Source organism: Deltaproteobacteria bacterium RBG_16_64_85 (assembly GCA_001798885.1).
GTDB lineage: Bacteria > Desulfobacterota > Deferrimicrobia > Deferrimicrobiales > Deferrimicrobiaceae > FEB-35.
In genome coordinates, this window is the sequence record MGQW01000054.1 from 1 (window position 1) to 9886 (window position 9886).

Below are 9886 nucleotides of genomic sequence, written 5' to 3' on the forward strand. Positions count from 1 at the left end.
CGGGAGCTCTTTCCTTGTGTCCATGGGAGGGAACGGGATCGTCACCTCCTCCGGGGACAACACCGTCCACGGCGTCATGTCCCAGGATAAGAATATGATGGTTCTCACGAAAACCGACGCGAGCGGGCATTACGACCTGATGGTCCTGATGAGGTCAGCCGCGGGGGTGTCCTATGATACGACCGATCTCGCGGGGGACTGGATGCAGCACGGCGTAATCTCCGGCAACCCGAACGATACGAACTGGAATTTCGGCCAGATGGTGATGGATTCCACCGGCCAGGCAACGTTCAGCAACATGATGGGACGGATGGGCGCGTTCTCCCTGCAGGCGGGTTCGTTCTCGATGACTGCCTCTGGCATTATCACCATGAACGGAATCGGCATGGGCGGGGGAATGATGAACCAGGTGATGGCTCAAACCTACAGCGGCCTCATGAACGCTGGGAAGGACATGATGGTCTCGACTTCCACGGATGGAAACGGAGGGTATCAGTTCGGGATCAACATGAAATAGGGACCTCAATTTTTTACGGGAAGATGCAATTGACCACCTCCGACTTTTTCCCGCGGGAGGAACCACCACGTTACGAGATTCATCCTATCCCCAACGATCCGTTGCCGCGTCGTGCGGGAACGGGAAACCGGGAAATACGGAGGTGGGGATATGCAAAGGAAATATTTTCTGGCAATGGCAGTCCTGGGAGCATTTTTCGTTATCGCAACAAGCTCCGCCCAGGCAGGATGGGGGTATCATTCCGAATCCTCGCAGCCTGGTGAAACGATGAGATCGGAATCGGCAAATCCGGAAGGGACCTTGGGAGCCTCCGAGCAGCCGAAGGAGGGGATGGAATCCTCCGGCTACCAGAAGGAGGAGGCCGTGGAAACCGGCAGGCTGCCGGAGGCAGAGAGATTCGAATCCAATGTGATCTTCGGGGATGACATCGAAAGAAAACTTCAGGAGGGCGTCGTAACCGGCGGCCCGTAGGACTTACTTGAGGTAATGGTCGGGTCGTCTAACAGGGCCGGCGTCCCGGCGGTGATCGGCGGAAGACGCCGGCCCTTCCTTGATCGCAGAAAAATTCCTGATCGGAGAAAAATCCCTTACCTTGTGGATGGGAAACCGGATGATTATAATAAAAAATCTTCCGCCTCCCGAGGGGAGAGTCCATAAGGTGCGATGCGGTGTTGCGCAGTAAACCAAATATTTTTTGCGTTCTCCTTTCCCTGGGTGTAACTCTTTCCGCCCTGGCCGGTCCGTCCCTCGTTTTTGCCCGCGCCGCCGGTACCGCGAAGGGCGATGCGCAGTCCATGCAGGAAAGCCTGGAGAGGATCTCGCGGCGGCCCGACACGGAGATCTCCCTTTTACCGGTGCTTTTCCTGGCTTCCGGCGAGGGGGTCCGAAAACTGACGGGCCGCACCATGGATGCGGGATTCGTCGAGAAGGAGATCGACCGGATCGCGTGGCGCGTTTCAGCCTCCCTGGTCGGCGCGCGGGAGCCGCGCCGGGCGATCGCCGCCATCAACCAGGCGCTTTTCGGCGACGAAGGGTTCGTCTACGATTCCGCCGCCGGGGAAGCCAATAATTACCTCCTGGACCGGGTGATCGCGCAGAAGCGCGGGAACTGCCTCGGCCTGACGTTCATTTACCTCGCGTTGGGCGAGCGGCTGGGGATCCCCCTCCAGGGGGCGTACGTGCCCACCCACTGCTTCGCGCGGTACGAGGAGAACGGCGTCCGGATCAACATCGAGACGGGGGAGAAGGGCGCCGAGCGGGACGACCGGTGGTACGCATGGAAATTCAAAGTAGGCGAAGGGCGTCCCTACCTGCAGGCGCTCGGGAAGCGGGAGATGATCGGGGTGTACCTCAAGAGCCTCGGCGCGGCCTTGTCCCGGCGGGGAATGGAGGAAGACGCGCTGCGGGTGTACCGGCGGGCGGCCCTCTTCAGTCCCGGGCTTCCGGATGTCTATTACAACGCCGGAGTCTCCTACCAGAAGCTGGGGAAGAATGACGATGCCGTCGCCCAGTACCGCAAAGCGCTTGCCCTCGACCCGGACCTGGAAATTGCGCGCGGGAACCTGGGCGCCACTCTCTGCTCCTGGGGCAAGGTGGAGGAGGGCATCCAGGAGTTTTTGAAGGCCATCGAGATCAACCCGGAGAACATCAAGGCGCGTGCCGGGCTCGCGAAGGCCTACTTCTCGCAAGGCGCGTATCGGGAGTCGATCGCACACTTCGACCGGGCAATGGCGCAGGGGTGCAACTTCGATCCCTCGATGCTGGAAGTCCTCGCCCGGTATCGCGCCGCCGGCGACCTGTCGTCCCGGCACGGATCCGGTCCGCCCGGGCCTAGTCCCGGACGCGTTTTCGAATAACCCCCCACGTCTTCGTAACGAGGAAACTTTCGGGGACGTTCTCCGCCATCCTTAAATACATGCGGTAGGGAACGGCGAACGTCAGAACATCCCGCTGCACGCGCGTGCGCACCGAGAGATCGAACAGCCCCAGCACGGCCCGGGCGTCTGCCCTCGCCCCTTCCTTCAGCGGATGGGTGACGACGGCGCAGCAGCCGGAGGAAAACGGGGCGACCACCGCCTCGTCCTCCCGGTCGAAGTTGGCGAGCGCGTGCAGCCCCCCCAGGATGTCCGGGGGCGCGAAAAAGATGACGACCTCGGGATCCTCTCCGTGCTGCGCCCGGTCGGCGCGGGTGAACAACGCGAATTTTTTCGGGGCGGGAACCCCTCCCCCTTGCGCGATGCGGCTGCGGGCGATCTCCGGGGTCTTGAGGAAGCGTTTACCCTCCATCTGGCCGGGAATCCCGCAGGAGAGGATGTATTCAATCCCTTCCCGGGGTTTGTCGAGGAAGCCCATGTAATATCCCCCGCCGAGGCAGCCGTGGTGCGAGCGGGAGAACGCCACGGGGTTTCCCTCCTTCCTTGTCCGCGCGAGGAGCGCAAAGAGGCAGACGTGCTCCCCCACCGGGGGGAGGAGCGTCCCCGCGGGCAGGTCGTCCGAATACCCGAAAAGGACCGGGTACTCGGACATTTCGAACGCTTCCACGAACCGTTCGAACGTCTCCTTCATGGCTTCCCCCTGCTACTTGTCCGTCAGCGCCCGCAGGACGGCGGAGATGTCGCGCTCGCCGAACCCGCGTTCGCGAGCGATGGCGAAAAGCTGGTGCGCGGCCGCCGTCACCGGCGTGGGGACGCCCGCCGCATCCCCGGCGAGGACCGCCAGCCGCATGTCCTTGTGGGCGTGCTTTAAGGGGAAGTGCACCGAAAACGCCCTCTCTCCCAGCATGTCTTTCCCCTTGATCTGGATGGCCTGGCAGCCGACGATCGAGCTCTGGACGACCTCCAGGATCTTCTCCGCGGGGATCCCCGCCGCCATGCCGGTGAGAGCGGCCTCGGAAAACACGCACAAAAGCGTCCCCATCATCTGGTTGATGATGAGCTTCATGTGCGCCGCCAGACCGATTTCCCCCATGTACACCACTTTGCTCCCCATCGTAAGCAGGATCGGCTCCATCCTCCTGGCGACAGCGGGGTCGCCTCCCGTGAGGATGACGAGGGTTCCCTCCCTCGCCGGCTTCTTGCTGCCCATGACCGGCGCCTCCAGGAAATCGGCCCCGCTCTTCCGGACCATCGCGGCGATCTCCCGAGAGGATTCCGGGGAGACCGTGCTCATGTCGATGTAGGTCTTGCCGGCGGCAAGCGCCGAGAGGACCCCGGCGGTTTCGGCGACGACCTCCCAGACCGCGGCGGGGTCGGACAGCATGGTGATCACGATGTCTACCTGCTCGACCAGCCGGGCCACCGAGGGGGCGCCCTTCGCCCCCGCCGCGACGAGAGGAGCCATCTTCTCATGCGATCGGTTGTACACCGTGACGTCGTGCCCCTTGGCCAGGACGTTCCCGCACATCGGCGCGCCCATGATCCCCAGACCGATGAAGCCGATCTTCGCCATGGCGTTTCCTCCCCGATCCGCCGGTTGTCCCTGCTTGACCCGAGGCGAAAATACAGGAGAATGATACCATGACGCCGGCTCTCCCCGAGGTCTTGCGAAAAGCCCCCCTGTTCGCCAACCTTCCGCCCGACGACCTGCGCCGCGTTGCGGAGATCGCCTCCCCGCGCCATTACAAAAAAAAGGAGTCCATCTTCCGGGAAGGGGACCGCGCCGACGGCTTTTTCGTGGTGGGAGAGGGGAGGGTCAAGATCTTCAAGCTTTCGGCGGACGGCAAGGAGCAGGTCCTCCACCTCATCGGGCCGGGGCAGTCCTTCGCGGAGGCGTCCATCTTCGAGGGCGGAACCTACCCCGCGCACGCGGAAGCCCTCGAAGGCTGCGACCTGGTCTTCCTCCCGAAGCGCCAGTTCACCGACCTGCTGGAGAGGAACCCCCGGATCGCGCTCCGGATAATGGCTGCCCTTTCGAGGTGGCTCAAGCGGATGACCGACCTGGTGGAGAGCATCTCCCTGCGCGACGTGGAGACGCGGCTGGTCCGGTATCTCTCCGACGAACTTTCCGCCGGGGGCGTGCCGATCCGGGACGGCGCGGTGTACGAGCTCGACGTCAGCAAGCACATCCTTGCCTCGCGGCTGGGGACGGTCCCCGAGACCTTTTCCCGGACATTGAAAAAATTGCAGGAAGAGGGGAAAATCCGGGTGAGGGGGAAGCAGATCCGCATCTTGAAGGCGGACTCCCTCTTCTCCCTGCCGGAACGGTAATCGGGGGCGGGGGAGAGCCCCCGCCCCTCCTGGACATTGCGGTTATTTCGCGGCGACCTTCTTTTCCAGCGCCTCCGCGATGATCTTGATCCCCTTCCTCGATTCCTCGACCGACTTGGTGAGCGACTGGCGCGCCATGTCGGGGTTGTGGAAGCCGTCGGAGTTCTCCGCCGTCCACCACTCCCACAGGACGTGCGCCTTCTGGTGCTGCTCCTGCGCCTCCTTGAGGATGTCCGCGTCGAGACCGGCCTTCTTTCCCTCCACGATCTTGTCGATCAGGGCCGAGAGCCAGAACTCCGCCTTCCTCATCTTGCCCTTGATGAAGCTCTTGACGGAGTCGATCTCGTAGGCCGCCTGCGCTTCTGTGAGTTTCGGGTGGCATTTCGCCGTCAGGCAGGTTTCCCTGACGTAATTCCTCGGGCTGGTCTGCCAGTGGGAGGTGAAGACCTTCCCTTTCTTGTTCTTCACCTTGGGCATGTGGCAGTCGTTGCAGTTTGCCCCTGCCTTGTCGTGCCGGGAGTTCCAGTAGGTTTCGGCCTCCGGGTGCTGTGCCTTCCAGAGGAGACCCCCCGTAAGCGGATGCTTGAAATCTCGGAATCCCAGCGCGTTGTAGTGGTCGTAAATCTGGAAGACGTCCTTGAAGGGGAAGTGGTTCGTCCTCGGGTCGGCCGCCTTGATGGAATATTCGCCGGTCTTCGGATCGTACCCGGGGTTGCAGTTGTACTCCACGTGGCACTGCCCGCACTGCAGCTTGGCGTCGTACTTCTCCAGGAGGGCGATCTTCCGGAACCCTCCCCGGAACTCCCGGACGTCGATCTTCGTCGCCCTCGGGTCCTTGTGCCAGAGAGTGTCCTTCTCCGGCCGGGTCAGGGCGCCGATGAGGCCGTCACGCACGATCCGGGGTTTCGCCGCATGCGGGTCGTGGCACATGAAGCAGTTCATCGCGTTGGAGAGGTCCTTGACGAACTCCACGACGTTCGAGGTCCTGTCCCACTTCGCCTTCGAGTCCTTGTCGCCCAGGAATTTCCACTTGAGGATCTGGTCCTGGGTCTTGCACTGGAGGCAGGTGGGGTTGGCCGCCGCCGCGCTCTCGGGGATGAAAGGCTTGTGCTCTTTTGACTCGGGATACCGGTCCTCGAGGAGATCCCACGCCTTGAGGACGCCCGTGGTGGAGACGTAGCCCCAGCCATTCTTCGACTGGAACCGCCCGCCGTACGCCCGGTCGACGATGAGGTGGTCGACGAGCATGAAGGTGTGGCTCCTGGGGGCGGCGTGCTCCTTCGTGAAGCCGTGCCCCATCATCAGCTTGTCCCAGAAGGGGTTGGGGGACCGCTCGGTGAGAAGGGACTTCTCCACACGGGCCGGCTTCTTGAGGTTCAGCGTGCCGAAACTCTCGTACTGGTCCTTGTGGCAGCCCCCGCACGCCTCGAGGTCCACCCGCGTGACGGGTTTCTTGTCGCTGTCGGCCAAATGCCCCGCGGTGCCGGAGTGGCAGGAGACGCAGTTGATTTTTGCGTGCTTCCCCCCCGTCTTGAGCGCCTGGATCTCGTCATGGCAATCGAAGCACTTCTCCTCCTTGACCGGCGACTCCTTCACGGCCATGGCGGTGCTGGAGAGAACGTATGTTGCAGCGCCAACCAGCATGGCGATCCAAACCAGCGCAGACCTCTTCATCCGTCTCCCTCCTTCGGTTTGATCGGTCCGTTTCCCTTTTCCGTAAAATGTACACAGTATACCATTCACGTTTCTGACGGGTCGCGGAATTTCGCAGCTTCCCAGGCAAGGATCGCCTTCTTCCTGGCCGCCCCCCAATGGTAATCCCCGAAGGCCCCGGTCTTCCGGAGGACACGGTGGCAGGGAATGAGGAACCCCACCGGGTTCCGGGCGACGGCGGAGCCGACGGCGCGCACGGCCCGGGGCGAGCCGACGCCAACGGCGATGTTCTCGTAGGTAAGCGCGCATCCCGGCGGGATGCGGACAAGCGCCTCCCACACCTTGACCTGGAAATTGGTCCCCTGGACGAACAAAGCCAACGGAGGGGTGTCCCTCCACCGCGAGGGATCGAAGATCCGGTCCGCAATGGCTTTCGTCGCCCTTGGGTTCTCCCGGAGCGTCGCCCGTCCCCACCGGTTCCTGAGATCCCGGAGGGCTTCATCGGCGCGGCCTGCGGAGAGGAACGACAATCCGCAGACCCCTCGCTCCGTGACCGCCACGATGCACTCGCCGAAGGGACTCGAGTGCACTCCATATCGGATCGTGAGGCCCGCGCCCTCCTCTTTCAGTTCCCCCGGCGTCACGGCGTAAATGTTGACGATGAGATCGTGGAGGCGTCCGGGACCCGACAGTCCGGCCTCGTACGCTGCGTCCAGCACGTTCGGCGATTCCCGCAACAGTCGCCTGGCGTACTCCGCGGTGAGGAACTGGAGGAACCGTTTCGGGCTGATGCCCGCCCAACGCGTGAACAGGCGGTGAAAATGGTACTCGCTCAGACCAGCCGTCCGTGCCACTTCCCCGAGGCCCGGTTGTCGGCGGAAGTTTTTTTCAAGATAGAGAATCGCTTTTTCGATCCGTGCGTAATCGGCCGGCTGCATGGTCTTCCTCCGTCATGGAATGCCGTCCTGACTTCCACGATGGCACCGGCCGCAGGAGGACTCAACCCGATTCTTGCGGTCCGGGAGAAGGGTGCGTCGCAAGCGTTTTTGCGACGGGAAATGATCCTCTTGCGGGACTACCGCCGTGGTATCATTTTCCGGAAATCATCGCCGGGGAAGGAGGATTCCGGAATGGGACACTTCTCGGTTAGCGTCGTCGGAAAGGACAGGCCGGGGATCGTCGCGGAGGTGAGCCGGATCCTCTTCGAACAGGGATGCAACATCGAGGATTCCACCTGCACGATCCTTTCGGGGCAGTTCGCGATGATCCTGGTGGTCACCCATCCGAAGATGGCCGCCGGCGAGATCAACCCCGCGTTCGAGGAGGTGCGTTCGAAGATGGGGCTCATGGTCACCCTCCACGCGCTCAAGGAAGAAGAGGTCGTCCACGAAAAGGCGTTTACCGGCCAGCCCCACATCATCTCCGTCTACGGGGCGGACCGGCCCGGGATCGTCTACAAGGTCACGAAGGAGCTCGCCCGGCGGAAGGTGAACATCACCGACCTCAACACGCAGGTGGTGGGGTCGAAGGATCGCCCCGTCTACGTGATGGTCCTTGAAGTGGACGTCCCCGAGGGAGTCGACATGAAGGAGCTCGAAAAGGAGTTCGACCGCATCCGGAAGGAGCTCAGCATCTCCATCACGGTGCGGCCGATCGAAACCATGGAGCTCTGAAACCCCGAACGACATGGCCATCCTTCCGATCCTAAAGTTCCCCGACCCCTTGCTGCAGCAGAAATCCGCTCCCGTGGCTCTGGTTACGCCGGAGCTGTCCGCGGTGATCGGCGACCTGATGGACACTTTGCGGGCCTCTCAAGGAGGGGTGGGAATCTCCGCCCCGCAGGTGGGCGTTCTCAAACGCATCGTGGCGGTCGACGTTTCCTCGAGCAAGCGCGGCGCGACGGTGGAGAACCACGGGCTTCTCATCCTGATCAACCCCGAGATCCTCGCGAAAGGGGGACGGCAGATCGTGCGGGAGGGATGCATGAGCATCCCGGATTACACCGCCAACATCGAACGGGCCCAGTGGGTCCTTGTAGACGCCCTCGACCGGGAGGGGAAGCAGGTGATCCTGGAATCCGTTGGGTTCGAGGCGGTGGCGATCCAGCACGAGGTGGACCACCTGGACGGCATCCTCTTCCTGGACCGGGTGGCCTCCCTCAAGACGGACCTGTTCCGCCGGAAGAAGTACCGCTGAGCCCGCCTCTATCTCCCCAGGCGTGCGTAAAACTTCCGGGAGGTTGCCAGGAGCTTCCGGTATTGCCGGACAGGCAGCATGGTGCGGAGCTGGTTGCGCAGGGAAGCGGCATTTTTCACGACGGCGACGGAACCGCCTTCCATTTTCAGGACCCCCCGGGAGGCAAGATCCCGGATGACGTTTTCGATGTCCCGGGAGTAGCAGACGCTGCCGGAGATCGAAAACCACAGGCCGGCGAGCATCCTGTTGTGGGGTTTCATCTGGCAGAGAACGGAATGGATCTTGGGCAGGAAGAGCTCCTCACCCCCGTTTGCCCCAAGGGTGAGGATGCCCGAAATGACGCTGAAAAGGTCGGCCGGTACGATTGCCATCCCTCACCTCCTTGCGGAAGGGCCCGGCGGGGCCGCACGCGGATCCGTAAGAAGTATATCACGTGGGTTTCGTCAAGAATCGGAATTTGGAAATTAGACACCCCGTCCCAATGAAGAGTTCCCGTGCCACGCAGGCGGGATGCCGATGTTCAGGCCGGGGTTCGCGCCATGCGTCCTGAAAGGTATTTTTTATCAAGAGCGATCTGGAAGGCCTCTTGAGGAGTGGATGAAAATATCCTCCTCGCAATTCGCAACAGCCCCAACAGGTTCTCGGGTCGATCCTTCTTTCTTCGCTCTTCCACCGTCCCGATGGGAATCTTCAATTGATGAACGTAATCCACGCGATACACGGTAACCGTCCGCATGGGATACCTCCCGCCCGATTTAACGGCTTCTTCCCAAACCTTAGAAGGCGATACGGGCACCTCTCAGTTTGATGCAGAACGACTCTCGTGGCAAAGATGCGAAAACCATTCTTGCAACCCGCATCAGGCCGATCAGATTGTCCCCGCGTTCGATTTTTCGCCGCTCCTCGACCGTGCCGACGGGGACATCCTTTTTCGTGATGCCGTCCACGCGATAGATGGTGATTCCGTTCATGGCACCCCCATTAACAAGGGCATCAGGAACAGTTGACTCCAATTTCGTTCCGCTCAGACCTTTGCGTACTTCTCGACCAGGCGGCAAGATCCGTGCTTTCCGGGGAAGAAAATGTCGGGGCATCGGTTTGAATCGGAGAGGGCCCAAGCAAGATGGTGTCTTCCGCCCCTATGGCAAATAGTATTTTTGCTTCCAGCAACAGGGAAGTATAGATCCGGCTTCCGATTGGCCCTCCGTACCCTCTTATGGAGCCCACACGGGCGAAGGTCCCATCGGAGTTGCCGCGGTAACGATATACAGGATAGAAGTACATGATAAATTATAAAAGCAAGATCCGGGCCAGA

General features: G+C 61.8%; 12 protein-coding genes and 1 pseudogene. 6 read left to right on the plus strand and 7 right to left on the minus strand.

The window, feature by feature from the left end:
- The 3 genes and pseudogenes from A2Z13_07820 (at position 1) to A2Z13_07830 (ending at position 2373) form a co-directional block, all read left to right on the plus strand.
- Positions 1–517 (plus strand): annotated as a pseudogene (locus A2Z13_07820) (hypothetical protein).
- A 150-nt stretch (positions 518–667) separates the two neighbouring features.
- Positions 668–988 carry a hypothetical protein gene (locus tag A2Z13_07825; protein OGP78417.1) on the plus strand — a complete coding sequence of 107 codons (321 nt, stop codon included), beginning with the start codon at positions 668–670 and terminating at the stop codon, positions 986–988.
- 323 nt (positions 989–1311) lie between these two features.
- Entirely contained in the window at positions 1312–2373 is a 1062-nt protein-coding gene (locus A2Z13_07830) for a hypothetical protein (protein OGP78418.1), read from the plus strand.
- On the opposite strand, the gene A2Z13_07835 is transcribed toward A2Z13_07830, so the two are convergent.
- Positions 2348–3082 carry a hypothetical protein gene (locus A2Z13_07835; GenBank protein OGP78419.1) on the minus strand — a complete coding sequence of 245 codons (735 nt, stop codon included), beginning with the start codon at positions 3080–3082 and terminating at the stop codon, positions 2348–2350. The two genes, A2Z13_07830 and A2Z13_07835, sit on opposite strands and share 26 nt — an antisense overlap.
- Positions 3083–3094: 12 nt before the next feature.
- Complete coding sequence (locus A2Z13_07840; protein ID OGP78420.1) at positions 3095–3964, minus strand: hypothetical protein; 870 nt, start codon at positions 3962–3964, stop codon at positions 3095–3097.
- A 68-nt stretch (positions 3965–4032) separates the two neighbouring features.
- Here A2Z13_07840 and A2Z13_07845 point away from each other — a divergent pair, with 68 nt between their 5' ends.
- Positions 4033–4722: a hypothetical protein gene (locus A2Z13_07845; GenBank protein ID OGP78421.1), complete on the plus strand. Its 690-nt coding sequence runs from the start codon at positions 4033–4035 to the stop codon at positions 4720–4722.
- Positions 4723–4764: 42 nt separating this feature from the next.
- On the opposite strand, the gene A2Z13_07850 is transcribed toward A2Z13_07845, so the two are convergent.
- The gene (locus A2Z13_07850; protein ID OGP78422.1) at positions 4765–6396 is read right to left on the minus strand and encodes a hypothetical protein; all 1632 of its coding nucleotides are present in this window, start codon (positions 6394–6396) and stop codon (positions 4765–4767) included.
- A 65-nt stretch (positions 6397–6461) separates the two neighbouring features.
- Entirely contained in the window at positions 6462–7313 is an 852-nt protein-coding gene (locus tag A2Z13_07855) for a 6-O-methylguanine DNA methyltransferase (GenBank protein OGP78423.1), read from the minus strand.
- Positions 7314–7505: 192 nt separating this feature from the next.
- On the opposite strand from A2Z13_07855, the gene A2Z13_07860 reads away from it, so the two are divergent.
- Complete coding sequence (locus A2Z13_07860) at positions 7506–8048, plus strand: hypothetical protein (GenBank protein ID OGP78428.1); 543 nt, start codon at positions 7506–7508, stop codon at positions 8046–8048.
- A 13-nt stretch (positions 8049–8061) separates the two neighbouring features.
- On the plus strand, positions 8062–8571 hold the full coding sequence (locus A2Z13_07865) for a peptide deformylase (GenBank protein OGP78424.1): 510 nt from the start codon (positions 8062–8064) through the stop codon (positions 8569–8571).
- An 8-nt stretch (positions 8572–8579) separates the two neighbouring features.
- Here A2Z13_07865 and A2Z13_07870 read toward each other — a convergent pair whose 3' ends face one another.
- The 3 genes from A2Z13_07870 to A2Z13_07880 all read right to left on the minus strand — a co-directional run bounded on the left by A2Z13_07870 (position 8580) and on the right by A2Z13_07880 (position 9542).
- Positions 8580–8942: a hypothetical protein gene (locus A2Z13_07870; protein OGP78425.1), complete on the minus strand. Its 363-nt coding sequence runs from the start codon at positions 8940–8942 to the stop codon at positions 8580–8582.
- A gap of 149 nt (positions 8943–9091) precedes the next feature.
- Positions 9092–9307 carry a hypothetical protein gene (locus A2Z13_07875; GenBank protein OGP78426.1) on the minus strand — a complete coding sequence of 72 codons (216 nt, stop codon included), beginning with the start codon at positions 9305–9307 and terminating at the stop codon, positions 9092–9094.
- A 40-nt stretch (positions 9308–9347) separates the two neighbouring features.
- Positions 9348–9542 (minus strand): hypothetical protein, encoded by a 195-nt coding sequence (locus tag A2Z13_07880; GenBank protein OGP78427.1) that lies wholly within the window; start codon positions 9540–9542, stop codon positions 9348–9350.
- Between the last annotated feature and the right edge of the window lie 344 nt (positions 9543–9886).